The organism is Sphingobium sp. TKS, from assembly GCF_001563265.1.
In the GTDB taxonomy this organism is placed as follows: domain Bacteria; phylum Pseudomonadota; class Alphaproteobacteria; order Sphingomonadales; family Sphingomonadaceae; genus Sphingobium.
The window spans coordinates 786,517-811,727 of the sequence record NZ_CP005084.1 but is presented as its reverse complement, the minus strand read 5'-3'; the positions used below and the strand labels follow the sequence as shown (position 1 = coordinate 811,727).

Genomic DNA, 25,211 nt, shown 5'->3' with positions numbered 1-25,211 from the left:
ATGCCATCAGAATTTGCTCCCTGCGCTGGGTTTGATGTCGAGGGTCACGCCCTCCTGGATGACCACCACCACCTCCTTGGCGGCGCCGACCTCGACGATGGGGCCAGCCTGGCGCGCAAGGTCGAGATAGAAATCGGTGAGCTTGTCGGAGGATTTGGAAAGGCCGCCGGCAATGCCGCTCTTTGCGGCATCGGTCGCATCGAGCGTGCGGACCGAACCCAGGGCGGAGGTGGAGAGGTCCCCGAAGCTGTTTTCGACTGAACTGGTAAAGCCGCTCACGGTCCCGGCGATGAAGGATCGGGCCAGCGCCGCGCCGGCGCGGGTCACGACCTTGCCCGAAAGCCCCTTCTTTCCATCGGTGTCGACGAAGAAGCCCTTGATGGGCTGATCGACGACGGACCGCTCGTCGAAATCGACGCAGGAGAGCGACACCAGCTGGACCTCGACCCGTTCCTTGGCGAGGCTGCCGGTGGCATTGCCGATGACAAAGCAGCCGGCAAGATTGGCTTTCACATCATTGGGCAGCACGGCGGGGGCCTGCACGCGGGCGATCAGCGGTTCCGGGTTCGAGGTCGCGTCCCGGCTGGCCAGTGCGTCGATCCCGGTCAGGAGCCGTGCCTTCATGAAACCAGGCGGTAAATAGATGGTCCGCGACTTTTTTCCGTTGCCGGACCCGGCGCCCTCCTTGTTTGCGGCGGGGATGATGGCGCTGGTGGCAGCGCCAATCGAACCGACGGTCTTCTCGACTGGGGGCGCGGGCGGCGCGGCCGGAGCGACCGGCGGTACAGGCGGCGGGATCGACCCCATCGCGCTGTCCAGCTCCGCGTCGCTGGGTGGCGGCGGGAAGGCCGGCAATGTGCCCGTCATGGCCGACGGCAGATCGCCACCATCGGTCGACGTGCCGCCGACCTTGCTGCCGGGCATGACCTTGCCCTCCTCGATCGCGGTGATGCGATCGCCCAGCAGGGATTGGCCGTCGAGCACCTTTTGCAGGTCACCGCGCAGCTTGGTTTCCAGACTATCACCGCGCAGGCCCGCGCCCATGTCCAGCTTCGAGGCTGCGGGCAGATCGGGCTTGTCGTCGGAGGAACCGCTGGACGCTGTGTAGAGACCATAGCCCAGGATCGCGACCGCTGCTCCCACGCCCACCTGCTTGGCGCGCAGTTTCTGTCTTGCCGACATGGCGCGCCAGTGGGTTTTCAGGTCGAGCAGGGTCGGGCCGCGAACGGCGCCCTGATCCTTTGCTTGCCCTTGCTTTCCGTCCCTGGCCTCATTTTGATCTTTCGGGGGGCGAGAAAAGCCTTTGATCGGGGCGCCAAGATCCTGCGGGGTTTCTTTCCCGCCTTGCTTCTTCTCGTTCATTGGTTTGCTCCCCGCCGTACGATGATGAGGCGGGCGGTCTCTCCGGCTTTGAGCGAAAGACGATCGGCGCTGACCGCAAAGACGCGGGCACCAAAGGCGCGGTCGAGGAACAGCCGCTCATCAAGGCCGAGGTCCGCGTCCGCTTCGACCCGATATTCCGATGCCGAAAGACCGGAACCCTCTATCTCGACCCGTCGGCGTTCGATGATTCGCGCGGCGGGAAGGGAGGGCAGCACGACCCGCTCGGCCTTGGGCGCGACGGCGGTGAAGCTCGCCGGGATACGGTCCTGGAGCATAGCGAGCGTGATCGAGACGGCGCGCTCCTCCTCGACCAGCGGCCCCAGCAATTCGTCATTGGCCTTGGCGCGCTGCGCGCTGCCCGGCACCAGGGTGACGGTCTGGGCGGGAATGTCCGAGGGCTCGGTATAGAGCGGATAGATGGCGCCATTGCAGGAAATGAAGAATTCGGACGGCGCGGTCACATAGCTGCGCGTGACGGCACCGGCGTCATCGACTTCCTTCACCAAGAATTTGATCCAGGCGTCCGCGCCGCCCTTCTCGACCGCGATCGCCTTTTCCGCCGAGAATTTGACGTCCTCGATCTCGCCGCCTGTACAGATCACATGATTGACGTCGCGGTTCGACAGCCGGATCGTGCTGGTCTGATCGGGCAGCGCGACGATGGACTGGGCGAAGACCGGCGCCGACGCGATCATGGCCAGCAGGGCGGCGGACGCGCGCAGGGGTTTACCGAAGCTCGGCATCGAATTTTTCCTCCGAAAGGCGGGTGATCCAGAAGCGGCCGTTCTCGACGCCGTAGCCGATGCGCAGCGTGCCCCGGAATTTGCGGATCACGCCGCCGATGATGCGGACCTTCTCGACCGGAACGATGATGTCCCTGTCGGTCCAGCTGACCGGCTGGTCGGGACGGATATAGGTGGCGATCGACAGGGTCGGGTTTTTGGAAAGCTCGTCCAGCACTGCGTTGAGGCTGTCGCGCATACTGTTATAGGCGTTCGGATGGACGATCGAGAGCAGCTCCTGGAACTGCGGATCTGCCGAATAGGCGGAATAGGTGCCCGAGAGCGCGACGATGTTGCGCGTCATGGTGCGCAGATAGTCCGTCGAGGGTTTCGAGCCCGTCACATAGAGATCGCCGCCCGTGCCAAAGGGCACGACCACGGTGCGCCGGTTCTGGTCGGTCGAATAGACCACCGCGCCCAGCACCGCCGTGATGCCGAACAGGCCCACAATCGCGAATTTGAGCAGGCGGTTCTCCTCGAAGAGATTGGAGGAGCCCTGGAGATAGCGGTGAATGCCGAAGCTTGGCGGTTTGCCAAGGAGTGGATCGACCTCGCGGCCAGTTCGGTTTGGGAAGAGCGACATGGCTTTAAGCCTCACTCATAAAAGCGGGTCTGGGTCGGACCCGGATAATGGCGAAAGCCAAGCAGGCCCCAGCGCCAGGCGAGATGCGGCAGAAAGCCGCGGGGTTTGCTGCGCTTCCAGGGGATGAAAAGGAGAAGGGCAAGGATGAGCGCCCATCCGATCAGCCCGCCGACGATGACGGCGACGAAGATGGTCGAGACCACCAGGATGAACTCGTCCGATCCGAACCATAGGATCTGGACCGGCCGATGCAGATACTGGGGCAGGCGTTCGTCCATTGTCCCTTCTCCTCCTGCTTCATCTCCCCGGCATGAGCTCGGGGTTTCCCGGGAGCCATCATTGGCTTCCAGGCTCGGGGGCGTGGGTTGCGTGAGAGTGTGGCGACCCGCGCCGATCAGTTCAGATGGTCATGCCGAAGGTCTGGAGGATCGAATCCGCCTTGATGAGGCAGACCGCCGCCACGATCGTCGGGATGCCGATCATGATGTTGGAAAAGAGGCGCGAGACGCCGAACAGGAAGGCCGCGACGCCGCCGACAAAGCCCAGCGGTCCCTTGACGCCCTGGTTCACGACGATGTCGTAAATGTCGTAGCCAAGGTCGCCGGCGGCGGGCGCCGTGAAAGCATGGGCGATCCCCGTGGCCGCAAATATGGCCAGGAGAGCGGCGATCGAATAGTCGGCAGCGGAAAGGCTGCGTCGTCCAAGGGCTTTGATCATGTCATACTCCATGTGCAAGAAGGAGCCGTCCGCTTGGGATATGTGCCGGCGAGGGACCTCGTAGGCTGCCGATGATCGTGTCGGACGGCTCCTGAGGGCCGCGATCGCCGGCATTCCGTTCCGCATGGTCCACGCGGGACGCCGCGCGGTCCAGGCAGCCGCCAGATAAGGGGAAGGGTTAGCGCTGCGCATGGGTGGACGCCTTCGCCGCATAGGCTTGTCCGAGAAACGCCTCGATCTCCGCCTGGTCGAAACCCGAGATGATCTTGCCGCCCACGATGAGGGTCGGCGTACCGCTGACGCCCACCTTTTTCACCAGTGCCGCGTCGGCTTCCACCTTGGCGCGACCTTCCGGGCATGTCAGCAGGGCAGGGGGCTTCGCGCCGGCATAGAGGGCCTTGAAGCTGGCCTCCCTGTCGGGCGCGCAGAGGATATGTTCCGCCTTGGTCGCGGCCTCGGGGTGGATGCCTGAGACGAAATAGACAAGGCGCCGCACGGGCTTTCCTTCCGCTGCCTTGGCCGTCCAGAAGCGATCGAGCGCGCGGCAATAGGGACAATCGGGATCGGTGAATTCGATCACCGAAGGCGCGTCCTTTGGGCCAATCTCCAGCGCCTGTTTGGGATCGATCGCGGCAAGCTGCCGCTGCGCTCGCGCATCCTGGGCCAGCGCCGTCACATTGACGCCGTTGCGGTCATAGACCGTCGCGAAAAGGATATGCTCGCTCTCCGGAGCATAATAGAGCATGCGGCTGCCCGCGCTTGCCTGGTAGATCGGCCCCTTGACCGGCGCTGGCTCGAACCCCTCGAACTGAAGGTTGGTGAAGCTCTGGCGGAGCTTCTGCTCGGCGTCCTGCGCCGCTTTTTGCAGCAGCTGCACATCGTCGGGCTTTGCCTGGGCTTGGGCGCCGCCGATGCTGACGCCTAGGAGCAGGGCCGCGCCGGCCGCCTGTGAGAAACTCATCCGGCGGCTCATTGCGTGCCTCCGCTGTTCTGCGTGATCGCGCGAGCAATATCGGCATCGATGCGGATGCTGCTGCCGACGGCCATTGCGCTGCCGGGCGGCGTGAATGCCGGTTCGGCAGCTGGGAGGGCAACGATCTGGAATGCGTCGCTCGCCTGAATGATGCGCAGTCGGTCGGGCAGATCCGTCGAAGCCAAGCGGAGTGGTTTTGCGCTCGCCGGGTTTGCGGCGAGCGCCAGGCTCAGGCAGGCGCCAAGGACAGGCGGAGATTGGACCATGACGGTACTCCAGGCAAGCGGCAAATCCTCTCGGACGCCTTTTTTTGAGGGCGGGATCGGTGGGCGGAAGCTCTGTACAAATTGCCGGAACATGCTTCCCAGTCATCGACCGTGAGACGAGTTGTTCACAGCTTGAAAAGGCGCGCAAGGGGCAGGGCACTGTTGTGCCGATTGCGGCATTCATCTTCCGGAAGCGGCATATAAATGCCGCTTTCCTTGTCAAAAATCGGCTTTATTCTCCGTTCGGGTCGTCATCATCATGAGTACCAACCTCGAATCGGATGAGGGAGACATCATGACAGAACGCCAATCGAGAACGTACAAACTATGCCTTTCGCCTGAGGGCACCGATCTCTTCCTGGTTTGCCATGCACGTCTGGCAAAACTCGCGAACAGCCTGATTTCCTATGGCTCGACACTGTATGTAGCCATATTGATCGCGGAAGCGTCGGATGCATCGGAGATTGCTGCCGAACTCGAACTCCCCCATTTGCGACGGCTGATCGGGAAAAGGGAGCATTTTGTCGGGGCGTCCGATCGATTGCAGCGAATCGCGGGCAAGATCAGCGATCGCCTGGAAAGATCGGATCATCTTGGCGATCGGCCAACAAAGAACGCCCTTTATGCAGCCTGTATCGCGCTCATGGCCGCCAGCGAGGACAAGACCCTGCGAGCGGCGTATAGCCGAATGAGCGATCTTCTGGCAGATAAGTGAGCAGGATCAGGCTTTGGTCATCGAAGAGCCTGACGGTAATTGCTCCCAAAATGAGAACGATAATATTTGACGCACCGAGGGTTTCACACAACAAGTTGAAACAGTCGGAATGTGCATGGAAGCTTTGAGGAACATTCAGGGAGAACCTGATGATGTCGACTCAGAGCAGGCGGCCGGGTAGCCGCGCCGCTATTCTAGCCGAGGTCAAACAGATCTCGGGCCGCCGCATCGAGGAAAGGCGGCGGGACAAGCGCATGACGCAGAAGCAGCTGGCAGCCCAGGTTGGGATGGGTGAACGCTGGCTCCGGGAAGTCGAATCGGGAAGTCCCAAGTCCCGGCTCGACGACCATTTGCGGTGCGCGCACGGTCTTGGATTGTCGGCATCGCATCTCCTCTTGCCAATGTTGTTTCTGGAGCATCAGATGCACTTTCCACGACAGATTTTCGATGAGGACATGCATGAACTGGAGGCTGGATGCATCGAGTTTATTGCGAGCTATCGTCTGAAACCATTCCTCCGTTCAATCCCGATTCCACTTACGGATGAGGGCATCGACAGGGAGGCCTGAGCGCCATGTCGCCCGATGCTGTTACGGCCGATCGCGTCTATCGCGAATTGAAGCGGCAAATCATGGTAGGAGAATTGCGCCCAGGAGCAGTTCTTATACTGAGCCAGATTGCTGATAGCGCTGGAACCAGTGTCTCTCCGGTACGCGACGCAATATTGCGCATGGTCGGCGAACGTCTTCTCGAGATGCAAGGCGGAGGGGGATTTGCCGTTCCTCCTCTCACGCATGACCGCATAAGCTGTTTTTATGCCTGGCACGGCGATCTTCTTCGTATCATTGTTCGCGCTATCAATGACCCCATCGAGATCGGCGAGTTTCCGGTCTATGATCAAGGTAAGACAAGCGATGAACATCATCATCTGGCGAACCTGGCTGATGAGCTCTTCGCGTCATTGGCGGCATGTTCGCATAATCCGGAACATCTCCACGCTGTCCTTGCCCTGGAAGCGCGGCTGCACTTGATTCGGATCCATGAAAATGTGCTGCCGCGGTGTCTTTCCGAGTTGGAATCCCTATGGAATCTCGTGCGTTCGAGGAACAAACATTCCATCAGAACGGCCCTTTGGCATTATCATCGCCGACGTTTGTTGAACGTAGAGACGATTTTTTCGGCCATGATGAAGAATGGATTCATAGAATGAGAACGGAAATCCGTATCATTCAGCTATTATCGTGGCGAGAATCACAATCACTCTGCAATGTCCAGCATATATGTTGTCAAATTGGGAACGTATATGGTCGGCCGTTTCTTCATCCTGCCCTAAAATCATCAGGCCGCAATCAAGCGGTATCTGAAGGAAGCAATCATGGAACGTGACTTCGAACGGAATGAAGCGCTGATCGACCTCGGATCGGCTGTCGAGCAGACCAAGGGGATCGAGGGCAAGGCGCGCGATGTGGACCAGTCGCCCCTGACCGGCATGGGTATATTGGACGAGTGATCCGACCCGGGAGGGCACACATAGGCTATGCGTGCCCTCCCATCACGATCCGAGGTGGCGATGACTTACGCTTTGCGAGAGAATTTGCATTTTTCTGATCTTGGTCAGCATATCATCTTTCTGGATGTGTCGTCTGGCCGGTATTTCACGATTCCTTCGACCTGGAATCGGGCATTTCGTACTATCGTTCGGGGAGAGAACGGCTCCATCAACCTGCGCGAGGTGCAGCGGCTGCGAGATGCCCGGCTAATCGAGCCATCGGAGAAAGCCGCGGAGGAATCCCTTCGCGCAGTACCCATAATGCCGATCAGATCCCTTCTCGACGAGCGACCCCAACGAGCAAGCAGCTATTTGACCGCGCGCGTGGCCTGGTCGCAGTGGCAGGCTTGCCGGGACTTGCGGCATCATGGCATGCATTGCCTCGCAAAGGAGGTCGCCGCATCGCCGGTGAAGGCCTGTGAACCTCTGAGGGCTGGTGAAATCGCGAACCGCCTGGGATGGGCTTTCGCGCAATCGGCTTTTATCATGACCGGGGCGGACCAATGCCTCGTTCGGTCTCTTGCCCTTGCAAGACTGCTGCGCCGTCGCAATATTGCTGCCTCGCTCGTGCTTGGCGTTACGGCCAGCCCATTTTCCGCTCATGCCTGGGTCCAGCGAGGGGATCTCCTTCTGAACGATCGGGTTGAGCGGATTCGGACGTTCAGTCCGATAGTGAGCCTGTGATGGCGGCGCGCTATCTCATCGCCAGCATCGATTGTTCGGACCGGCGGCGTACCATTGCCGCGTCTGTCGGTCGCCGGGGACTGAAGCTTGCCTGGCAATCCGACCAACTCATGCTCTTCCTGTCGAACGACACGCCTGTGCAGATTGTCGAAGGGGTGAACCTCATCGGCATCGGGCGCATTTTTTCGCAAACTGACTTCCGGCCGATGGACCTCGCGAAATGGACCGATGGCAATGAGCGAACGGCCCCTCTGTCCGATCTGCTCGAGCAGGGATGGGGGCAATATGTCGCGGTGAAGCATGGAAACGAAGGCGCACAGATCCTGCGCGATCCTTCAGGCGGCTTGCCCTGCTACCATGTGAGCCGGGACGGCTGCCACGCGGCGGCATCGGATGTCGGATTGCTCGTTGCCGCAGGCTTGTTGCGCGCCGCGGTCAATTATGACTATATTCTCCATCAGTTCCGATATCCCAATCAGCGATCCCCCTCGACGGCATTGGTCGGTGCAAGGGAATTGCTGCCGGGATTCGTGCTGGATTGGCAGGGAGCGATGGCGACGGAAACATCGCTATGGTCACCATGGAAGCATGCCGCCCGCAGATTTGAAGGGGGCCTGGATCAGGCGGCGCTTCGCTTGCGGGACATCACCGAAAAATGCATCAAAGCTTTGGGCCGATCCACGGCAAGCCCTATCTTGATCGGTGTCTCTGGGGGACTCGATTCATCGATCATCGCCGCGGCACTGCGCGAGGTCGAATTTGGCGCCCATGGTATCAGCATTGCGACCAGTCACCCCGATGGCGATGAACGTAGCTATGCGCGCGGGGTATGCCTGAGGCTTGGCTTGCCCTTCGACAGCGCACTCTATGCTGCCCGGCATGTCGATCCGGCGCGTCCCAGCGCCGCGCATCAGGCGCGGCCCACGGGCGAACCCTTTCTCCAGAGCTATGACCATATCCTCCTTGAGCTTGCGCGCGCTGTGGGAAGCAAGACCCTGTTTCGTGGGAATGGCGGTGATGCGGTATTCTGCTTCATGCAGAATGTGACGCCAATTCTGGACCGTTGGGAAACGCGGGGCGCTCGCGGCGGCCTGCTACAAACCCTCGCCGATGTTTGCCGCATGACCGACAGCAGCATTCCGCAGGTGCTGTCCGCCCTCCGCCGCAAGAGGGGTAGTTCGCCGGCGGCCATCGCCATGAAGATAGAAGACCGATTCCTGGTCGCGCGCGATGCGAGCCGGGAAATGTTCGACGCGCATCCCTGGTTTGATGCGCCGGCGGGTCTTGCTCGTGGCCGCATCATCCATGGTATATGGGCGACGCGGGTGCAGCGGTTCACCGAGGGCTATGCGCGGGACGATGAACTGGAACTGGTCTGTCCGCTATTGTCTCAGCCCATTGTCGAATTCTGCCTTTCCATTCCCAGCTGGCTCTGGATTTCGGGCGGGATCAACCGAGCGGTTGCCCGCCAGGCCTATCGCCAGATTCTTGGCGATGATAATATGCGCCGGGTCCGGAAGGGCGGTCCGTCCGCTTTTTGTATTGAACTGCTCGATACCTACCGAAGCCAATATCGGGACATGCTGCTGGATGGTCTGCTGGCGGAGCATCATGTGATCGATCGCGAAGCGGTGTCGGCCTATCTGGCCTATGAGGGGCCGCAGCGCGATGATGACTATCTGCGCCTGCTGGCGCTCGCGGATGCGGAGGCCTGGGCCCGGCATTGGACCGGTGCGGCGACGTCTCCCCTCGCGCGAGAAAGCACAGTCGATGGCGCGATGTCGGCTGGTAGCCATTTGGCGGCAAGCGAAGAGGGATGATCCGGCATCAACCAATGTTCGAACCAGGCGATATTCCTGTAATAGACGGCGAGACGATGGCGCGGTTGCCATTTGACATGATGCTCGCCAGGAAAGACGTAGAGCGCGCTGGGAATGCCCTTGTCTTGCAAGGCGGCGAGAGGTTCCAGTGCCCCCAGATATTCATCATCGGAAAGCTGCATGAGGACCGGCGTGCGAAGACGCGCGGCATTCCTTACCAGCGAATAGCAATTCCAGAAATCCGGTGCCATCTCCTCCATCCGGGGATAGCCGGACGCGACATAGCTGTTCGCACCGGCCGGGCCGGCGAGAGGCAGGAAGGTGCCCGGCTCCTCGAAGGAACTGCTGACGGAAGCTGCCGCGAACCTGTCGCTGTTGACCAACGCATATTGGATGTTCCTTGTGCCGTCGCTGAGGCCAGCAATGCCCACTCTCGCGGGATCGGCAATCCCTTGCGTGACAAGCTGATCGGTGATGGTTTCGAGCGATGAGAGGACACTGCGCAAATCCGACCATCCCTCCAGATTATGCCGGAACAATTCATCACCATCCTTCGCGGGGCGAGCGAACCCGGTGAAGCGCGGTCGTTCGAAACTCAATACCGCAAAACCGCGCGCTGCGAGCGGCTGGATCGGATATTCGTCGCCCGTGCCGCCGCGCAGGAATCCGCGACTGTCATATTGGACGATGATGAGGGGGAGCCGTCGCTTCCCGTCATAGTCGGGCGGCAAGACGAGATCGCCGAAGGTTTGGACGCCAAAGGCATTGCGCCATTTCAGGCGGCGGGTGGGTCCGAACGTCAACGCCCTGAACTCCGGATTGAGGTCGACCACCGGCTCCAGATGCCCGTCAAGACCGGCGAACACAAGCCGGCTCGGCTGGTTGGAGGCTTCATGAAGGCATAGCAGCTGCTCACCCACCAGTTCGCAGCTTGCCAACATATCGTCTGTCACGAACAGCCTAACCGGTCTCCTGGCAGGGCCTGGTTTCCATCGGTACAGACCGAGCTGGCTGTTACCCCAGCCTTCCCGGCGCAGGAAAAGGAGGCTCGAGCCGCCCACTGGCCACCATAGGCCTACGATGCCCTCGCAAGTGTCAAAGCGGCAATTGAACTGCTCTCCCGATGCAAGCACGACATGGAGATCAAATTGGGGCATGTAGCCGCTCGATGGCCGAATGGCGGTCCAGGCGCGTGCGCCGCCTGGGCCGTGCGCGAAGAGATTGGCGCCGACCGGTTTTGCTCTGTCGTTCTGCAGTTGCAGCAGATTGATTTCCTCGTGCGTGGCGGGACGGGCCGCCCTGGATACGACATCGATTGCAAGATAGGCGCGATCGATGGGGGCATAAGGAAAGGGCCGGGGGCTTGCCTTGGGAACGAACCGGGCATCATAATGAAAGCCGGCCTCGCCCTCTTCGTCGATCTGCTGCTGGATCTTGCGATAATCCGGCCGGCTCGCGAAAATGATCGTCGTTCCATCGGGCGACCACCCCAGATCCTCTATGTCGTCCAGCGAAGAGGAAAGCTGCTCGGCGCCTTGGCCGTCTGCCCGGGCGCGCCATATCTGTGTCACGCCATTGATGCGTTTGAGATAGGCAATCCAGCGACTATCGGGCGACCAATGTGGCGTGATGAGCTGGGGTACCCCAGTGGGGAAACGGGTAATGCCGGTCCGCTCGATCGTCATCCGGATGAGTTCGCCGCCTCTGTCCATCGCGATCAGTCTATGCGCGCCGTTGAGGGCTGTGACGAACATGCCGAGGCAATAGGCACTCGCCGTCCGATCGACGCGACGGATTTGAAAGGCGACCAATTTCCCGTTTGGCGAAACGGTTATCGCCCCGTGCCTGGAGACGGCCGCGGCGGCGGGCAGTCCTACATCCCGCAGTCGAAGCAGCTTCTCTGGCGTGATCGCCTGCTGGGTGTCTGTTTCGTGGGAGACGGCATCCGGTTTCAGATCGCTGCAATCCGCCGGCACGTCGGCAAGGGCGGGCGTGCCGGCGGCAAAGGCCAGCGCTGCTGTCGAAAGCGTCAGACCCTTGATCGCGCGGATCATTGAAACCTCTTCGTCACCGTTAGGCTGATGAAGCGCCCCATTGCGGAATAGTTGGTGGAGTCGAAGGTCGGATAGTAGCGAGCTGTCGTCTGGATCCGATCCGGCTTGTCGTTGAAGATATTGAGTGCTGCAGCGCTGATTTCGATTCCGTTGAGGATACCGCTGTCATCGGAGGTGCGGTATCGCGCGGACATGTCGACGGTGGTCATGCCGTCGATCGATGAGGCGGCCATCAGCCGTTGATCCTTGATTCCGCCGATATAATTGCCGAATATCCCCAGGCTGAAACCGCCATGAGACCAGTCCGCGCCCCCTCGCGCGCGCCAATGCGGCGGGAAAAACAAGGTGCCGGCCGTATCGACCGCGGCGGATACGGGAGTGACTTTCCGGCGGCTCTCGAGATAGGTCAGATTTCCCGTCAGATGGATCATATCCCCAGCGGCCAATCTGACAGAATAGCTTATGTCGAGATCGATCCCTTTCGCTGTCTGCTGGGCGATATTGACGTATCGGCTGTCGACGATAGCCGCCACATTGTCGATATTGAAAGGCGCGTCGGTGAGGTTCGTAAGACCTGTGGGAGATCCCGATATGAAAGCTTCGATGAGTGCCTCGGTGGGACTAAGGTTGACCAGGGACTGATAGGCGGGGTTGGACAATAGACCGGTCGTCGAGGCGATCGGCGTGGCGATCCTGTTCTTGTAACGGATGTGGAAGAGGCTTGTGCTCATCTTAAGCCCAGGCAGCGCGGCCGGATGTATCTCAAACGTCGCGGCCATTGTGGTGGCCCGCTCGGGCCTGAGATCAGCATTGCCACCAGAGATGTAGAGCGCCGTAGCTGAAGCGGGGTAGGCACTGCCGCCAAAATCACTGATCGGCACCAACTGCGCCGTATAATCGAGAAACTGTTGGTAGAGCGTCGGTGTCTTGAACGAGCGGCCCCATGAAAATTTGAGATTGATATCTTTCGACGGGGCGTAGACGAGTCCCAATTTGGGCGTCGTGACATGCCCCATTCCGCCCGAATAGCTTTCATAGCGCGCTGCGGCGCTGAGAGACAGCGCATGAATGAAATCAATGTCCTGCTCTGGCGCCACGATCGGAATGGCGGCTTCGCCAAAGAGGTAATAGCTGCTGCGATTTTTTGAAAATTGTACCGTAGGCGTTGTCCCGGTCGCTCTTTCCGTCTGGAGATCGGCGATCAGCCTGTTCGATCGGTAGCCGCCACCGAGGGCGAGTCGCAAGTCGCCAGCCGGCAGATCGACGAGTGCGCCCTCCAGGTTCATCTCCAATATGCGGGACTTGTTGGTATAGCTGCCGACCGAGGCGAAATTCAGCAGACCTGCTGTGTAGAGGCGCGAGTTGATTTCAAGCTTGTCCTGTGCTGCGGTACCCATGAATGTGGCGAGCCAGTCGGCGGGCAGCTTCCATTCTATTTTTGGGGATATTGACCAGGATTGGTTCCGCGGTGTCCGGCGATATCCTCGATCCCGATAATCGTTGCTGATAAGCGGCTGAATGGTGATGGAATGACGATTGCTGAAAAGCGCGTCGGTGCTGATGGTGAGGTGGTCGGTGGGTTCCCAATATCCGGTCGCCACTATGCTATGCTGTCTCATGGCCGGGAGAATGGTCGTGTTGGGAAAGGCGTTGTTGGTGAATGAACGGTCGCCGGCCTTTATGGCCGTGCTGCGGTCATAGCTATAGGTGAACATGAAGCCGAGATTGCGTCCGGTCTTTCCCGCCACCACGCTATATTGCTGCTGCTCGTCGCCGCCATCGGTTGCCGCGCCCAATCGGGCGGATGCCTCCATTCCATCATAGCTGCGCTTGAGGATGATATTGGCGACGCCAGCGACCGCGTCCGAACCGTAAACGGCAGAAGCACCATCGGTGATGATTTCCACGCGATCGACCGCGCCCAGGGGAATGGAGGAAATATCGATGGCCTGCGCCACGCCATTATAGGCGATGCGTCGGCCATTCAGTAGTGTCAGCGTGGCATCGGGACCAAGTCCGCGAAGATTGAGGCTGGAAGCGGAGCTTACATTCTCGTTACTGATACCTCCCACGCCGACCGTGACCCCGGGATTTTGCCCGCCGGCAAAGCTTTGAGGCAGGCTGCGGGCGAAATCGCCGAGATTGGAAAGTCCGGCTGTGCGAATATCATCCTGTGTCCTGGTCATCACGGGCGACGCGCTTGCGCCACCGCGAATGCGCGACCCGGTGACGATGATATTATTTTCCGCCGTGCCGTTTATCGCCTCCCGCGATGGTTCGCCTCGCCCCCGAACGAAGATCGAACCGTTGCGGACTTCCGCTATGAGGTCGCTGCCCTCGACAAGGAGGCTGACAGCCTCGCTGACTGTATAGGCGCCCTTGAGGGCTTTTGCCTGCTTGCCCCGAAGTGCTCTTGAATCCGCTATCAGTTGATAGCCGTCCTTGCGGGCAACGGCACGAAGCGCATATTTCAGATCCTGCGCCGGAAGATCATAGGATCGCTTTTCGCTGTCCTGAGCCAGGACATGCGGACTTATCGCGACCAGGGCGGTCGCTGCGCCAATCAGAAATCCCGTCTTGCCGAAACCCATGATGCTTCCCCCATCATTTTCGCTGCGCCCTTCTTGGACAGGGCAAACGGGAAAAGACGGGGGAAGGAAAAGTTGAAGCTGGCTTGGCTAAAATTTATTTGGTGATGATCAATTTTCCTGGATGGGAACGATCGATCCTCGCCTCCAGGAATGCGGCAATTGCCTCCGCCACGGCGTCAATGTCGCGGATGTGAACCGAGCCGAATATCTCCCGGCTGCCAAGCCCTGGATCAGCGAGCACGATCTGCGTCGTGCTGTAACTGTTGGCTTCGGCGATTACCTCGCTGATCGGAACATCATCTAGATCTTTCACGCCGCTGACCCATTGCTCGTCGGTAGGTTTTGCGGACATGACAGAAGGCGACATGGCTTGTCCATCAAGGAAGGCTAATTGCTCCCCGGGATGGAGACGAAAGAGTCGCTCGGAGCGAGCACTGGAACGCCATCCATGCACCTTCACGTCGGCGCTTCCTTCAAGGAGATGAATGGCGATACGATGGCCATAGGTCACATCGAATATCGTGCCGGGGGACAGGATTTCATTCTGGCCGAAGCGCACGATGAACGGTCGCGCGGCATCATGCGCGATCCTGAACCTTGCCCGCCCGCGTTCCAGGCTTACAACACGTTGCTCCGCCGAGAGATCGACATTGATGCTCGTTCCGGTGTCGAGGATGAGCGTCGATCCATCCTCCAGCCGGACTTCGCGTACTTCGCCGATCCTCGTTGCGAGCTTGCCGCCGCCCAGAGCATCCGTGCGCGCGAATGGGGCGTAGAAGAACATCATGACCAGGGCGGCGGTGATCAGGGTCATGACGGTTGCCGCGGCAAGCGCAGGCCGCCATCCTGGCATTTGCGCGACGCCCTTCTCGACATGCATGGGCGCAACGGCCGCGGCGCCGGCTGCGACGCCGACGCTGGCCGACAATTTTTCATAGAAATGTTGACGGCCATCCTTGGCTGCCATCCACCGGCGGAGACCCGCGCGATGCCTGTCAGGGTCGCATTGCATTTTCATAAGCCATCGCGAAGCGGCACGGCGATCCCACCATGAGAGTTTATTCATGATCGCCTCCCATATTGGCGGCGATATGCCGGATGGCCTTCAACATATGCTTTTGCACCCTCCACAAGGGGAGCCTCAGATCAGTCGCTATCTCCCGATAGCTATAGCCTTCGACACGATTGAGAAGGAAAATTTCCAGGGTGCGCGGCGGCAGTTGCCGCAAGATCGCTCGCCAGCGCTGGATCTCCTGCCGCGCCTCGACTTCACGATGCGGGTCGATGTCGTTGGATTTGTGCAATCCTTCGTCGAGGGATACCGACAGCTGCGACAGGCGCGTCGATCCCCGTTCGGCGCGATCCCGCAGCATGTTCGTGGCGATGCGGGTGATATAGGCCCGCGGGGTTACCACCGCGACCGGAGGCGTGGCGCCCAGGAACCTAGTCATTACTTCCTGCGCCATATCGTCAGCATCCGAGCGATTTCCCAGCTTTTGCAGGAAATAGCGAAGGAGACGGGGCTTTTCCCGCCGGTACACGTCTGCAAAATCATGGGTGGGAGGGGCTGCGCTATTTGCGTCGTCATCGTCGAGGGACGCGCGTCGTTGGGGAGAGACGCTCATGACGGCATTCTCATCATATGCGCACCGCATCGCAGGAATGGCTTCCCGCAGCGGTCGTCGTGAAAGGGAAATATTCCCGGATTAGACCGGTCCCGCGCCGGTCGTGATTGGCCCTGGCTCATTCGTCGCACCTATGTCCACTCGGGGCGACGGCCTAAGCCGGATGTTGGAAACCTGTCTGGAACAGGCGCATGCGCCTTTACCGTTGCCGGTTGGACATGCGCGCATGCCACCCGGCCCCAGAAATCTGTGACCGAGCAATCCAGAAGGGTTTCCACGCCCCACTTCCGTTCTTTTCCCGGAAGCGGGCCTAGTTTGCGCGATTAACGCCTTGAAGCAAGCTCGAATTTGTCGGGTGGTGTATAATACACCATTTCTGCTCACGGTGGCTAGCGCAGCGCCGCTAAGCCTGTTTTTCGCCAGTACCGTGAGTATGAGTGATGTCATTCCAAACGGGATCAGTCCGGCCGCTCGGCAACGCGCCGTTCATCGCCGTTAAATGCCGAAATTTACCATTCCCGATCCGGAAATTCGTCTGCGATCCCGCATTCCAAAATAATAGATACACACCGTGTATCTTTCATGGTAGGGAGAGGTTTAAAGGATCAAGGGCATGCCACGTACCACCGCCTCCTCGGAAACGCCACTTCAGGCCGTCAATCTGCGTGTTCGAAAGGACACGCAGTCCCTGATCGATCGGGCGGCAAACATGCTTGGCCGCACGCGCTCCGACTTCATGATTGCTGCGTCCAGGAAGGCTGCCGAGGATGCCATCCTCGACCAACGTGTCATTTCTGTATCGTCCGAAGCCTATGGCGAGTTTTTGGCCATGCTCGACCGCCCCGCGCAAGCGAATGAGCAGCTTCGCAAAACCATGCAGACGCCCGCGCCCTGGGAGTCCCAGTGACGCTCATCGCTCCGGTGCCGCTCGATGACGGTCATCTGCTTGACGAATTCACCTCCGGCACGGCTTCGCTTGACGATTGGCTAAGGCGCCGCGCGCGTGCCAATCATGAAAGCGGAGCCAGCAGAACTTTCGTCCTGTGCGATGACGCGCGCGTCATCGCCTATTATTCGCTGGCCTCCAGTTCGATCGCCTGTGCGGAGGCCGTAGGCCGCTTCCGCCGAAATATGCCAGATCCCATTCCGGTTATAACTCTGGCTCGTTTGGCGATCGACCAGTCCATACACGGCAAAGGTTTTGGAAGGGCTCTCATCCGCGACGCCGGCCGCCGGGTGATTGCCGCCGCTGACCTTGTCGGCGTCCGTGGCATGATCGTCCATGCAATCAGTGATGACGCGAAGCAATTTTACTTGGCGTGCGGTTTCCTGCAATCACCCACCAACGAGATGACGCTCATGATCCCGCTTTCCGATTTGAAAGCGGCTGCCTGATCGTTCCCAACCATGCACGATATTTGCGGTTCATGGAATTGGATCATTGAAGACCGATACTCTCAGACTTCCTCGCTGGGGTCCTGGATTTCGAGATGGATTCGCCATCCCTCAAAGGTCATGAGCATGCGACCAAATTGCTCCCAACTCACCTCCCGCCCATCGATGATCAGCACCGGCATATAATCGGCGGATTCTGGGTCGCAAGTGAGTTGGCCTCGGACGGTCGTTCCCGAAATGGACAAACCCAGATCGCCTTCGACCAGGTAGGTCGTGGCAAGATCATGCCGCATCCGTTCGAGCAGGCGCGTCATGAGATCAAGCGGATCGGCGTCTGCGGCGCCATGCACCTGGAATTCGTAGCCTTCCCGTCTTCCGCCTTTGACTTCGACAGCCTCAAGCGACAGCATCATGCCAAGGAGCCGCAGCACAAAATGGAACCGATGCCCGGCCCCGTTCGCATCGAGCAATTCCATTGGCAGGAAGGCGATATGGGTGAAGGTCAGCCCGTTCCGGCGGGCGACCTCCTCGTGCAGCGGCTGCAAAGATCCCGGTAACCGGCCTCGAGGCTCCCGAAATGCGTTATTTCGAAGTCTGGAACGCCGCTATGGCATTCGTCGCATGATATGCGCGGCATCATTCTCCGCTCAACTCCTGCCTGTCTCATCTGGATGGGTATCGCGGGTCCAGGTCAAGCCAACATCGTCGCACCATCGGCACATGGCCGCTTCGACCGCGCGTTCTTCATAGGCATACCATCTTTCAAGCACGGCCTTCGCCTCGAGCAGATTTTTGAAACGCCTGTAGGCGCCTTTCCGGCTGAAAATGTCCCGTACGTCCATCTGTGCTTCTGGCAGTTCCTCGGCGGCGAATGCGAGCGCCAGCTTTTTCCCAAGGTCGAGGTCGCGTCGATGGGGCACCAGGATATAGCCTGCGGCCTCCGGATCGTCAGGCAACTCCGCCGCATCGTCCATGTCGACGCTGTCGGCCAGAAAAAGGATGCGGCCCGATTGCCTGCAAATATAGGCGTGATGTTCGTCATATTGGGAAGTGCTGACAAATTCGAGCGCGTCGATGAGATCGCTCAGCAGAATAGGCACTGTCTGACGATTTTCCGGTGTCATGTGCACGACTCGCCAATCAAAGACCGAGAACATTTTATCTTCGGGAAATGTTGGCACATCGTGGCGAACGAAACGAGCTCAAACAAGATTGAAGGGCGCGCTGTATGGAACTGCGTCCGGCGCCAATTCCTCCGTTCTTCGACATGCCGTGGACGGCATTCACTCGGGAAACAGCACGCTTCGTAGCCTCTCTACGAGGGCGTGGCGCCGTTCGGGGGAGAGTTTGCCGAGATTGTGCATTTTCCACTTCACTGCGGGCAGAGTCGATGCGTTGGGCACGTCCAGTAACGACCAATCCGGTTCCCCCTGTTTGAAGCCGATCAGGAAATGCCGGTGCGCATCTGGCATGGCCGCGATCATCGTGCCGATCATCGCCTCGCGCGCCTCGATGAGGGCGTCGAGGGCTATCGGTTCGCGCGTCATACCATCGAAGCCGCGCGCGAATTCCTCTTCGAGCGGTTTCCGTGTAGGGGCGAGGATCTCCGACAGGGGGCGATCATGGCTGATGGTGTAGACGATGAATGCGCGGCGTAGCGCATCGTCGACGCCGCTGCCCGCGAGTAGTTCGCGGACATCGAACAGGTCGCGGGGGTGTTGGCGGTCCAGCGCCGCGACGAGTTTTCCTGCATAGAGATCGGCGAGGGAGACGACTTGCATGCGCGCAAAGCCGAAGGCATCCTCGACGGGAGAGGTGACGGAGGTTTCGGTGGGGTCATAGACCGTACCGCGCAGGACGGGTGTCACCTCGATCTTGATCTGTGCGTTGTCCAGCCGGACGACCAGTTTGGTGATCACATTTTCTGCGCGCAGTCGGCTCGGTGTCACGTGAGCGCCCCGGATGCCCTTTTCGATGCGATCGGCGATACGTGCCATGGCCGTGTCGATCTCCGCGAGCGACGTGGCCCGGTCGGCTATCGGCAGATATGCAAGGTCGATATCCACTGAGAGGCGAGGCAAGTCTTTTACGAACAGGTTGATCGCCGTGCCGCCCTTGAGCGCAAAATCATTTTCAGTCGCAACGAACGGGATCGCGCGCACGAGCAGGGCGACCTGATCGCGATATTGGTCAAGATAGGCCATCAAGGTCTCCCGGAACGGTGATGAGATAGGTCGGATCAAGCTTGCCGCCCTTGACCAGCAAGCGTTTGCCGGAACCCAAATCGACGGCCTTCTTGTCGAGGCCATCCAGCCATGCATGGCGGTGACGGTCGGCAAAGAAAAAGAACAGGCGCTTTACCTTGACGCTCCGGCAGCTTTCGAGAAGCGGCTGCAGGTGGCGAGGGCTAAGGTTGGTGAGCCCCTCCATCAGCATATCGACCTGATGGAAGCTTTCGTGGGTGGGTAACTCGTCGAGCAATTCGAGTATGGCGCGCTCCCGCGAGGACAGGCGCAGCGGCCATTGCATTGTGCCAGCGGTTGCCATGAAGCCGCCGGGCAGCAGCGAATCCGTGTTTTCAGGGGGCGCCGAAGCCGGCGCCAGTTCGGGACTATCCGGGAAAAGGCGGCGGCTGTTATGCCAGCGAAACAGGATGTCGAGCGGCAGTGCCTCAAGCCAGCCCGGAGCCTTTCGCGGACCATAGAGATGCACTTCGCGCCGTTCACCCAGATAGTGGGCATAGCCCTGCTCCTCGAGCGCGGTGCGGCCGCCCACAGTCAGAGGGTAATCCATGAACGATTGGAGGGATGTGACGACCTGTTGCCAGGTGGGCTGGCCGGAAGCTCGGCGATAAACGCGCGGCGCGGGTTGATGCAGCCAGCCCCGTTTGACGTATTGGCTACGCAGCGATGACGAATAGCCATGGCGTTCAAGCCACGCGGCATCAACCAGCACGCTTTCGGGAAGCTGCTGTAGACGGTTTAGCTTTCTTTCGGAAGAATAAGCCATACTTGGTATTTTGGAATATTTTTAAACCGAAGTCTAGTTTGAAAATCATTCATTTTAGAAAGTTTAACTTAGCAAAATATGGATATATCAAACTGCGATTACACACCCGCTCCCATGTGCCTGTCATCCCGGGGCGGCCGCAACGAGCGTCGATGATACCCGACCATGTGAAGCGGTTGGAGAATTGCTACTCCATGGTGAGCAACTCGGTGGATTACGAGGCTAAGTCGTGCTCCCGGACCGCGGCTTCCACCATCGCTGCCAAAACCTCTTCGGCTCGCGCGCGCAGGCTGTTGTCCTTTGCGCCAAGATCGTGCCGAATCCATTCGGGCGCCCGCTGCAGCACTGTCAGCACAATTTTTGCCAGCTCTTCGTTCATCGCCACCGCTATGCTTCGGGAAACCGGGAGGGGCAAGAGCCGATCCTGATGTAATCCCGAGTTGACTGTCTCTGGCCGTTCGTTGAATTCGTCCCCTTTCCATGCAATATCATCTCCATTAAACGAGGTGATCCTATGGTATGGCCGACAACCGGCAATTCTATCGACCTGAATGAAGCGCTTCGCGCGCGCATCATGGCGAGCGCCGAACGTTTGCTGAAGGTTATGCCGGTCGCCGCCAAGAAGATCGCCATCGAAAGCGTCGATCTGCCCGAATTCATCCTCAACCTGGCGCGAGGCATTCCCGCCACCCAGGTCGATAACCCGGACATTGTCGAGGAACTCGGCCGGACAATCACTTTCAAGCGGCAGATGATGGAGGCGGCTGGACAGGCCCTCAGCGCGGAGTCGGTCCGCAAGCTGCTCGGCCACAAGACCGTCCAGGCGGTTTACAAGGCTGCGCGCGAGCGCCGCCTGCTCATGCTGGACGACGGGGGTGTGAAGCTGTTCTCGAGCTTTCAATTCGACGGCAACAGCGTTCGGCCCGCCATCCCACAGCTTCTTGCTGCAGCGCCCCGATCAAGTGGATGGGCGATCCTCCAGTTTCTGGTTGGGGGAGAACCGGCATTCGACGGCAGGCGCCGGATCGACCTGATCAGAGGCAAGCCCGAGGAAATCGACCGCGTGGTTCGTTTCGCCCGCACGCTCGACGACTGAGCCATGGCGAAAACGTGCATGCCGCAACTCACTATTGCGGCCAACAAAAATCCTTCACCGCGTTCATGGCGCTTTTGGTCGGACGGGCTGACCGGACCGGGCCGCTCCGCCATGTCATAAGGGCGAGGTGTGACAGATGCCGATCAGCCGGTCGAGCAGGCTGTTCATCTTATCAACGCCACCTTCCGTCATCTCGACGCCGATGCAGCGGCGATCGCGGTCGGACAACTCCCGCATGAGCAGGCCCTGCCGCTCCATTTCCACAACCCTGCGCTGCGCCGTCGACGGCGAAACATGCGCGACCATATACAGGGACCAAAGATAGACGCCTCGATTTTCGTGCCGCGCGAGATACAGATCGAGGAGCATGTCCCAGATCGGGCTGGGACAAAATTCATAGCCGAGCGCGTCGCCAACGGCATTCCGCATATCGATAAGCCTGCGGCACATCGCCGTTCTGCGGTTTATTGGCATCATCTGCGTCATTTGCGCACTCCCTTCCCGTGGAAGCTGAATTCCCATTTCATGACGAATTGTTGGTGCGTGCTGATGGTGCCGCGTGGGGCTGGGGCGATACCCAGCCAGGGCGCCGGAACCTACATCAGACCAGCTTTACGAAAGCTCACATATCCATCTCGGCAGATCACCAGATGGTCATGAACCGTGACGGCGAGCGGTTGCGCCGCGGCCATCATCTGTTGCGTTAAATTCCGGTCGGCCCGTGACGGCTCAGCGGTTCCGGCTGGGTGATTGTGCACCAGGATGATGGCCGTGGCGCCAATTTCGAGGCAGCGCTTCATCACCTCTCGCGGATAGAGATGGACTCGGGACACGGTTCCAATTCCCAGTATCTCATCCGCCAGCAACTCATTGGCTGCGTTCAGAAATATGACCCGAAACTGTTCGATCGGTTCGAACGCCATGGCCATGCGGAGATAATCGAGCAGCGCCCTCTCATTCGACATGACGCGCCTTTGTTGGATTCGACCGTGCAGGATTTGGTTCATGGCCTTTCGCAGGCATTGAATGGTCCGTTCCACCTCGGGCACGCCATCCAGGATTGCGGTTCTGTCTGCCGTGCGCGCTGCTACTGCGTCGCCCAGCGAACCGAAGCGATCCACCAGCCGATTGGACAGTTCATTCGCGCGACCCGGGCAGGTAAGCCTGATCAGCTCTTCCAGGGTTTGTCGACATTCCGCTGTCTCATGCGTTTTCCGTGCCGCCATGTCCCCACCACCAAAAATAATTGCGCGAACCAGCTCCAGAAGCCGACCGCATCGATATAGGCCTTGGGAACGATGTTCGGCATCGCTCCCCGCACGGCATGAACAATCACTTCCGCCAGCAGCAATCCCGCGATTCCGAGCGGCCAGAATCTCGTGCTTCGGACTGAAAGCCATAGAAAAATGCCCAGCATTGCAAAGTCCGTCAAAAGCAGACCCGGCTCAATGTGACGAAACCGCCCGCCAAACGGATCAACGACGATCACGGATAGGCAGGCGCCGCCGAAGAGGGTGGCCGCCCCGATCCTTTCGGGTCGGCCGCCCCTTATCATTGCATAGAGGCAGCTCAGGATCAGCAGCAGTAGAAATCCAGATTGTCGTGTCATAACAGTATGAAAAGCACATAACTGCTTCCACCCGTCAACCGCTGCCGCCCGCTGGGATCATGCCGCCCGCAGATGGCGACCCTCTGGGGGCTGCTGCTTGTGCTCGGCCTTGAACAGGTCGCCATAGCCCACCTCTGCTAGCCCGACATCGTCGTTGGTCTGTTTGAGATTGGCGTGGGTCGTGATGATCTCCTGCCGCGTCTGGGCGATCAGCATGACAGCCGATGCCGAACTGACGAGCGCATTCTGGCCGATGGCTGCTGCAAAGCGGGCATCCAGCCTGGCAATCGGCAGGGCGGCGTTGAGCTCTGCAATCCTGGCTGCCGCGATGTCGATGGCCTCTTCGGCGGCAAAGAGTTTTCCGGCCACGGATTTGGCGATGGTTTGACGTTGTGAGCGCATGATTTCTCCTTCCCGCGTCCGGACGGAGCGGGTCGTTGCATTTGACGATGTGGAAAAGGCTGCCTTAAGTATATGCGCTATTGAGCGCTGTAAGCAGCGAAGCGGCCGACCCTGCCATGACAAGAGCGAGGACGGCAACGGCCGCAATGACGGCCAGGGTCAATAATAGCTTCAGGTCATTATCTTGCCTCCCGCTTGTGCGGAGCATCAAAATGTTCCGACGGGCCAGACGGCGGAGGAAGCTGGACAAAGCATCCTGTTCCAACGCCGGTGGCTCTGCATGTGGAATCTGTGCATCCGCTTGGACATCAGCGGGTTCATCTGGTCCGAAATCATCGCGCTGCGGAAGGTATAATTTTTGGGGGTATAAAGAATGTACCCCTTCTTCGGCCGCTTTCTTGGCCGCCTCCATGGCAGCTTCCCAGGCAATCACAATGCGTCCCGCTTCAGCTTTTGAATATTGGCCGCCCAGGCGCGTGCGTCCTGTGAAGATCGCCTTGGTGACCATGTTTTGGCTAGTGCCGACCTGCTTGGCGATTTGCTTCGCGCTAAATCCATGCCCGGACCTTTTAAGCACTTCGCGCTCAAGGTTGTTAAAGCGTTCGAGTTGCTCTCGATGAGGCTCCCAGTCGATCGCGTCAGGGTCGAGCGGCATGTTCGTCACTACCTCCACATCCTGACCGTCTCGAATTCGCCCCGGACATCCATGCGCGGTCGGTGTCGCATGGCTGCAGTGTCATGAAACTGAAACACAAAAGCAACGGAGAATGGGCGCAGAACGGGCCTGCCAAATTCTTCCGCCATGGTGTGGGATACGCGAGGCCGATGGCCGACATGATCTAGGAATCTGGATACCGCCCAGCCATGGGAAGGAAAGGGGGAGGGGGAGTGATGCGGCCATTGGGTTGCACTCGTTCCTTCAACTCGGAGATTCCCATGAGATGGTGGCTGGGTTTTCAGGCATTGCGTGGTCTGATGTCGGTCCGTCCCTGGCGTCGCGGCTCTGGTAGCGACGCTGCGGTAGCGCGGGCGATCAGGGTCTATCTTGCAACCGCCGCAAGTCACAATCGGCATGATCAAAATGGGCCGCGATCGGTGCTGACGGATCCCTGTGACCGAGTCTGCGCCCACGATCCCGAAGACCTTCCATTCGTTAGGAGCGACCCAATGTGTCGGAGGGTGAAGGAAGAAACCGGATTAGAACGGCCTTTGGACCCAGTGCTGAAGTCGGCGGTTGATGCCATGCCTCCGCTGACTGCGGCGATACTCGCTCTTCGGGTGCATCATGGCATGGGAGTCGATGCAATCACCGAGCGATTTGCGATCCCTCGCTGGAAAATACGCATGCACCTGCGGCGTGCGATCCGCACCGTTGCGCAGTCGTCTGCGCATGAGGGCATGGATTTTCCCGGCTGACCTGTGATGGTTTCGCTGCTGGACGCGCAAGGGCGCAGGATCGTCGAGAAGCTGGGTGGAATATGGACACCACAAGGTGGAATGTGCCGCTGCCCCGCACATGATGACCATACGCCCAGCCTATCCGTGCGGGTCGGCGAGAGAGCGCTTCTGTTCAAATGTTTCGCTGGCTGCGACACGAGAGACGTGCTGCGGATCGTCCGGGCTATTGATCGCGGCACCCTACAATCGATAGCCATCCCTTCGCCGACCCGGTCGCGGCCCTCATCCTGGAATCTGCAGCGCGCGCATGATCTCTGGCAGTCCAGCATGCCCCTCGCTGGAACGATCGGGGAAAATTATCTCCGCAGCCGCGCAATCCAGGCGGCTCCCTGCTCCCTGCGGTTCCATCCCCGAACACCCCTCGGCAGGGAACAATCATGCACATTCAGGCCGGCTATCATCACAGCCCTGCACGACCGCAGCCGCTTCGTTGCCGTCCACCGGACTTTCCTCGACCCGCATTCTGGCTGTCTCGCACCTGATCTGATCAATCCGCGGCA

General features: G+C 59.6%; 31 protein-coding genes and 2 pseudogenes. 11 read left to right on the top strand and 22 right to left on the bottom strand.

The window, feature by feature from the left end:
• Window positions 1-6: 6 nt before the first annotated feature.
• The 7 genes from K426_RS24510 to K426_RS24480 form a co-directional block, all read right to left on the bottom strand.
• Window positions 7-1,362 (bottom strand): TraB/VirB10 family protein, encoded by a 1,356-nt coding sequence (locus K426_RS24510; protein WP_082749160.1) that lies wholly within the window; start codon window positions 1,360-1,362, stop codon window positions 7-9.
• On the bottom strand, window positions 1,359-2,126 hold the full coding sequence (locus K426_RS24505; protein WP_066563279.1) for a type-F conjugative transfer system secretin TraK: 768 nt from the start codon (window positions 2,124-2,126) through the stop codon (window positions 1,359-1,361). Before K426_RS24505 ends, K426_RS24510 begins: the two co-directional genes overlap by 4 nt.
• On the bottom strand, window positions 2,110-2,748 hold the full coding sequence (locus tag K426_RS24500) for a TraE/TraK family type IV conjugative transfer system protein (protein WP_066563273.1): 639 nt from the start codon (window positions 2,746-2,748) through the stop codon (window positions 2,110-2,112). The genes K426_RS24505 and K426_RS24500 overlap by 17 nt, the downstream gene beginning before the upstream one ends.
• Window positions 2,749-2,759: 11 nt before the next feature.
• Window positions 2,760-3,026, bottom strand: a complete 267-nt coding sequence (locus K426_RS24495; RefSeq protein ID WP_066563270.1) for a type IV conjugative transfer system protein TraL — start codon at window positions 3,024-3,026, stop codon at window positions 2,760-2,762.
• Window positions 3,027-3,147: 121 nt separating this feature from the next.
• Window positions 3,148-3,465: a hypothetical protein gene (locus K426_RS24490; RefSeq protein WP_066563974.1), complete on the bottom strand. Its 318-nt coding sequence runs from the start codon at window positions 3,463-3,465 to the stop codon at window positions 3,148-3,150.
• Between the two features lie 178 nt (window positions 3,466-3,643).
• On the bottom strand, window positions 3,644-4,426 hold the full coding sequence (locus K426_RS24485) for a DsbC family protein (RefSeq protein WP_082749197.1): 783 nt from the start codon (window positions 4,424-4,426) through the stop codon (window positions 3,644-3,646).
• Window positions 4,427-4,434: 8 nt separating this feature from the next.
• Window positions 4,435-4,704: a hypothetical protein gene (locus tag K426_RS24480; protein ID WP_066563266.1), complete on the bottom strand. Its 270-nt coding sequence runs from the start codon at window positions 4,702-4,704 to the stop codon at window positions 4,435-4,437.
• A 259-nt stretch (window positions 4,705-4,963) separates the two neighbouring features.
• Here K426_RS24480 and K426_RS24475 point away from each other — a divergent pair, with 259 nt between their 5' ends.
• The 6 genes and pseudogenes from K426_RS24475 to K426_RS32675 all read left to right on the top strand — a co-directional run.
• Window positions 4,964-5,419, top strand: coding sequence for a hypothetical protein (locus K426_RS24475; protein ID WP_082749159.1), 456 nt, complete (start codon window positions 4,964-4,966; stop codon window positions 5,417-5,419).
• A 149-nt stretch (window positions 5,420-5,568) separates the two neighbouring features.
• A complete protein-coding gene (locus K426_RS24470) occupies window positions 5,569-5,988 on the top strand; it encodes a helix-turn-helix domain-containing protein (protein WP_066563261.1) in 420 nt (139 codons plus the stop codon).
• Between the two features lie 5 nt (window positions 5,989-5,993).
• Window positions 5,994-6,629, top strand: a complete 636-nt coding sequence (locus tag K426_RS24465; RefSeq protein ID WP_082749158.1) for a GntR family transcriptional regulator — start codon at window positions 5,994-5,996, stop codon at window positions 6,627-6,629.
• Window positions 6,630-6,794: 165 nt separating this feature from the next.
• Window positions 6,795-6,929, top strand: coding sequence for a benenodin family lasso peptide (locus K426_RS31535; protein WP_140404536.1), 135 nt, complete (start codon window positions 6,795-6,797; stop codon window positions 6,927-6,929).
• Between the two features lie 60 nt (window positions 6,930-6,989).
• Complete coding sequence (locus K426_RS24460) at window positions 6,990-7,652, top strand: lasso peptide biosynthesis B2 protein (RefSeq protein ID WP_066563250.1); 663 nt, start codon at window positions 6,990-6,992, stop codon at window positions 7,650-7,652.
• Window positions 7,652-9,313, top strand: a pseudogene (locus K426_RS32675) (asparagine synthase-related protein); the annotation flags it as partial. The gene K426_RS24460 and the pseudogene K426_RS32675, both read left to right, overlap by 1 nt.
• Window positions 9,314-9,327: 14 nt before the next feature.
• Here K426_RS32675 and K426_RS24455 read toward each other — a convergent pair.
• The 4 genes from K426_RS24455 to K426_RS24440 form a co-directional block, all read right to left on the bottom strand.
• Window positions 9,328-11,526: an Atxe2 family lasso peptide isopeptidase gene (locus tag K426_RS24455; RefSeq protein ID WP_066563248.1), complete on the bottom strand. Its 2,199-nt coding sequence runs from the start codon at window positions 11,524-11,526 to the stop codon at window positions 9,328-9,330.
• Window positions 11,523-14,117, bottom strand: a complete 2,595-nt coding sequence (locus tag K426_RS24450; RefSeq protein WP_066563246.1) for a TonB-dependent receptor — start codon at window positions 14,115-14,117, stop codon at window positions 11,523-11,525. The genes K426_RS24455 and K426_RS24450 overlap by 4 nt, the downstream gene beginning before the upstream one ends.
• Window positions 14,118-14,211: 94 nt before the next feature.
• On the bottom strand, window positions 14,212-14,931 hold the full coding sequence (locus K426_RS24445; protein ID WP_158511780.1) for a FecR family protein: 720 nt from the start codon (window positions 14,929-14,931) through the stop codon (window positions 14,212-14,214).
• A gap of 244 nt (window positions 14,932-15,175) precedes the next feature.
• Window positions 15,176-15,742: an RNA polymerase sigma factor gene (locus tag K426_RS24440; RefSeq protein ID WP_082749196.1), complete on the bottom strand. Its 567-nt coding sequence runs from the start codon at window positions 15,740-15,742 to the stop codon at window positions 15,176-15,178.
• Between the two features lie 613 nt (window positions 15,743-16,355).
• Here K426_RS24440 and K426_RS24435 point away from each other — a divergent pair.
• Together K426_RS24435 and K426_RS24430 are read left to right on the top strand one after the other, a co-directional pair.
• Window positions 16,356-16,649 (top strand): type II toxin-antitoxin system TacA family antitoxin, encoded by a 294-nt coding sequence (locus K426_RS24435; RefSeq protein ID WP_066563239.1) that lies wholly within the window; start codon window positions 16,356-16,358, stop codon window positions 16,647-16,649.
• On the top strand, window positions 16,646-17,137 hold the full coding sequence (locus tag K426_RS24430; RefSeq protein WP_066563237.1) for a GNAT family N-acetyltransferase: 492 nt from the start codon (window positions 16,646-16,648) through the stop codon (window positions 17,135-17,137). The genes K426_RS24435 and K426_RS24430 overlap by 4 nt, the downstream gene beginning before the upstream one ends.
• Before the next feature lie 62 nt (window positions 17,138-17,199).
• Here the strand turns inward: K426_RS24430 and K426_RS24425 are convergent, their stop codons facing one another.
• From K426_RS24425 to K426_RS32235, 6 genes are all read right to left on the bottom strand, one after another.
• Window positions 17,200-17,682: a DUF7713 domain-containing protein gene (locus K426_RS24425; protein WP_066563235.1), complete on the bottom strand. Its 483-nt coding sequence runs from the start codon at window positions 17,680-17,682 to the stop codon at window positions 17,200-17,202.
• Window positions 17,640-17,774 carry a DUF7685 domain-containing protein gene (locus K426_RS33165; RefSeq protein ID WP_443018231.1) on the bottom strand — a complete coding sequence of 45 codons (135 nt, stop codon included), beginning with the start codon at window positions 17,772-17,774 and terminating at the stop codon, window positions 17,640-17,642. The genes K426_RS24425 and K426_RS33165 overlap by 43 nt, the downstream gene beginning before the upstream one ends.
• A gap of 10 nt (window positions 17,775-17,784) precedes the next feature.
• Window positions 17,785-18,318, bottom strand: coding sequence for a UPF0158 family protein (locus K426_RS24420; RefSeq protein WP_140404537.1), 534 nt, complete (start codon window positions 18,316-18,318; stop codon window positions 17,785-17,787).
• A 102-nt stretch (window positions 18,319-18,420) separates the two neighbouring features.
• On the bottom strand, window positions 18,421-19,341 hold the full coding sequence (locus K426_RS24415; protein ID WP_066563225.1) for a nucleotidyl transferase AbiEii/AbiGii toxin family protein: 921 nt from the start codon (window positions 19,339-19,341) through the stop codon (window positions 18,421-18,423).
• On the bottom strand, window positions 19,328-20,146 hold the full coding sequence (locus K426_RS24410; RefSeq protein WP_082749152.1) for a type IV toxin-antitoxin system AbiEi family antitoxin: 819 nt from the start codon (window positions 20,144-20,146) through the stop codon (window positions 19,328-19,330). Before K426_RS24410 ends, K426_RS24415 begins: the two co-directional genes overlap by 14 nt.
• Window positions 20,147-20,360: 214 nt before the next feature.
• Window positions 20,361-20,525, bottom strand: a complete 165-nt coding sequence (locus K426_RS32235) for a DUF6771 family protein (protein WP_169575789.1) — start codon at window positions 20,523-20,525, stop codon at window positions 20,361-20,363.
• Window positions 20,526-20,660: 135 nt separating this feature from the next.
• On the opposite strand from K426_RS32235, the gene K426_RS24405 reads away from it, so the two are divergent.
• Window positions 20,661-21,242, top strand: a complete 582-nt coding sequence (locus tag K426_RS24405; protein ID WP_066563223.1) for a hypothetical protein — start codon at window positions 20,661-20,663, stop codon at window positions 21,240-21,242.
• A gap of 114 nt (window positions 21,243-21,356) precedes the next feature.
• Here the strand turns inward: K426_RS24405 and K426_RS24400 are convergent, their stop codons facing one another.
• The 5 genes from K426_RS24400 to K426_RS24380 all read right to left on the bottom strand — a co-directional run bounded on the left by K426_RS24400 (window position 21,357) and on the right by K426_RS24380 (window position 23,917).
• A complete protein-coding gene (locus K426_RS24400) occupies window positions 21,357-21,728 on the bottom strand; it encodes a MarR family transcriptional regulator (protein WP_145907680.1) in 372 nt (123 codons plus the stop codon).
• Between the two features lie 110 nt (window positions 21,729-21,838).
• Window positions 21,839-22,468, bottom strand: coding sequence for a JAB domain-containing protein (locus K426_RS24395; protein WP_082749149.1), 630 nt, complete (start codon window positions 22,466-22,468; stop codon window positions 21,839-21,841).
• Entirely contained in the window at window positions 22,411-22,731 is a 321-nt protein-coding gene (locus K426_RS24390; RefSeq protein ID WP_237230110.1) for a hypothetical protein, read from the bottom strand. The genes K426_RS24395 and K426_RS24390 overlap by 58 nt, the downstream gene beginning before the upstream one ends.
• A 177-nt stretch (window positions 22,732-22,908) precedes the next feature.
• Window positions 22,909-23,253 carry a hypothetical protein gene (locus tag K426_RS24385; protein WP_066563214.1) on the bottom strand — a complete coding sequence of 115 codons (345 nt, stop codon included), beginning with the start codon at window positions 23,251-23,253 and terminating at the stop codon, window positions 22,909-22,911.
• 64 nt (window positions 23,254-23,317) lie between these two features.
• Window positions 23,318-23,917 (bottom strand): sigma-70 family RNA polymerase sigma factor, encoded by a 600-nt coding sequence (locus tag K426_RS24380; RefSeq protein WP_145907677.1) that lies wholly within the window; start codon window positions 23,915-23,917, stop codon window positions 23,318-23,320.
• Window positions 23,918-24,432: 515 nt separating this feature from the next.
• On the opposite strand from K426_RS24380, the gene K426_RS24375 reads away from it, so the two are divergent.
• Window positions 24,433-24,669: a sigma-70 family RNA polymerase sigma factor gene (locus K426_RS24375; protein ID WP_145907674.1), complete on the top strand. Its 237-nt coding sequence runs from the start codon at window positions 24,433-24,435 to the stop codon at window positions 24,667-24,669.
• Window positions 24,670-24,675: 6 nt separating this feature from the next.
• A pseudogene (locus tag K426_RS33160) lies at window positions 24,676-25,185 on the top strand (DUF7146 domain-containing protein); the annotation flags it as partial.
• Between the last annotated feature and the right edge of the window lie 26 nt (window positions 25,186-25,211).

Excerpts from the sequence above, each read along its gene's own strand:
- K426_RS24510 (WP_082749160.1), bottom strand. The coding sequence starts at position 1,362 with ATGAACGAGAAGAAGCAAGGCGGGAAAGAAACCCCGCAGGATCTTGGC.
- K426_RS24505 (WP_066563279.1), bottom strand. The coding sequence starts at position 2,126 with ATGCCGAGCTTCGGTAAACCCCTGCGCGCGTCCGCCGCCCTGCTGGCC.
- K426_RS24500 (WP_066563273.1), bottom strand. The coding sequence starts at position 2,748 with ATGTCGCTCTTCCCAAACCGAACTGGCCGCGAGGTCGATCCACTCCTT.
- K426_RS24495 (WP_066563270.1), bottom strand. The coding sequence starts at position 3,026 with ATGGACGAACGCCTGCCCCAGTATCTGCATCGGCCGGTCCAGATCCTA.
- K426_RS24490 (WP_066563974.1), bottom strand. The coding sequence starts at position 3,465 with ATGATCAAAGCCCTTGGACGACGCAGCCTTTCCGCTGCCGACTATTCG.
- K426_RS24485 (WP_082749197.1), bottom strand. The coding sequence starts at position 4,426 with ATGAGTTTCTCACAGGCGGCCGGCGCGGCCCTGCTCCTAGGCGTCAGC.
- K426_RS24480 (WP_066563266.1), bottom strand. The coding sequence starts at position 4,704 with ATGGTCCAATCTCCGCCTGTCCTTGGCGCCTGCCTGAGCCTGGCGCTC.
- K426_RS24475 (WP_082749159.1), top strand. The coding sequence starts at position 4,964 with ATGAGTACCAACCTCGAATCGGATGAGGGAGACATCATGACAGAACGC.
- K426_RS24470 (WP_066563261.1), top strand. The coding sequence starts at position 5,569 with ATGATGTCGACTCAGAGCAGGCGGCCGGGTAGCCGCGCCGCTATTCTA.
- K426_RS24465 (WP_082749158.1), top strand. The coding sequence starts at position 5,994 with ATGTCGCCCGATGCTGTTACGGCCGATCGCGTCTATCGCGAATTGAAG.
- K426_RS31535 (WP_140404536.1), top strand. The coding sequence starts at position 6,795 with ATGGAACGTGACTTCGAACGGAATGAAGCGCTGATCGACCTCGGATCG.
- K426_RS24460 (WP_066563250.1), top strand. The coding sequence starts at position 6,990 with ATGACTTACGCTTTGCGAGAGAATTTGCATTTTTCTGATCTTGGTCAG.
- K426_RS24455 (WP_066563248.1), bottom strand. The coding sequence starts at position 11,526 with ATGATCCGCGCGATCAAGGGTCTGACGCTTTCGACAGCAGCGCTGGCC.
- K426_RS24450 (WP_066563246.1), bottom strand. The coding sequence starts at position 14,117 with ATGGGTTTCGGCAAGACGGGATTTCTGATTGGCGCAGCGACCGCCCTG.
- K426_RS24445 (WP_158511780.1), bottom strand. The coding sequence starts at position 14,931 with ATGACCCTGATCACCGCCGCCCTGGTCATGATGTTCTTCTACGCCCCA.
- K426_RS24440 (WP_082749196.1), bottom strand. The coding sequence starts at position 15,742 with ATGAGCGTCTCTCCCCAACGACGCGCGTCCCTCGACGATGACGACGCA.
- K426_RS24435 (WP_066563239.1), top strand. The coding sequence starts at position 16,356 with ATGCCACGTACCACCGCCTCCTCGGAAACGCCACTTCAGGCCGTCAAT.
- K426_RS33165 (WP_443018231.1), bottom strand. The coding sequence starts at position 17,774 with ATGCCGCGCATATCATGCGACGAATGCCATAGCGGCGTTCCAGACTTC.
- K426_RS24415 (WP_066563225.1), bottom strand. The coding sequence starts at position 19,341 with ATGGCCTATCTTGACCAATATCGCGATCAGGTCGCCCTGCTCGTGCGC.
- K426_RS24410 (WP_082749152.1), bottom strand. The coding sequence starts at position 20,146 with ATGGCTTATTCTTCCGAAAGAAAGCTAAACCGTCTACAGCAGCTTCCC.
- K426_RS32235 (WP_169575789.1), bottom strand. The coding sequence starts at position 20,525 with ATGAACGAAGAGCTGGCAAAAATTGTGCTGACAGTGCTGCAGCGGGCG.
- K426_RS24405 (WP_066563223.1), top strand. The coding sequence starts at position 20,661 with ATGGTATGGCCGACAACCGGCAATTCTATCGACCTGAATGAAGCGCTT.
- K426_RS24400 (WP_145907680.1), bottom strand. The coding sequence starts at position 21,728 with ATGACGCAGATGATGCCAATAAACCGCAGAACGGCGATGTGCCGCAGG.
- K426_RS24395 (WP_082749149.1), bottom strand. The coding sequence starts at position 22,468 with ATGGCGGCACGGAAAACGCATGAGACAGCGGAATGTCGACAAACCCTG.
- K426_RS24385 (WP_066563214.1), bottom strand. The coding sequence starts at position 23,253 with ATGCGCTCACAACGTCAAACCATCGCCAAATCCGTGGCCGGAAAACTC.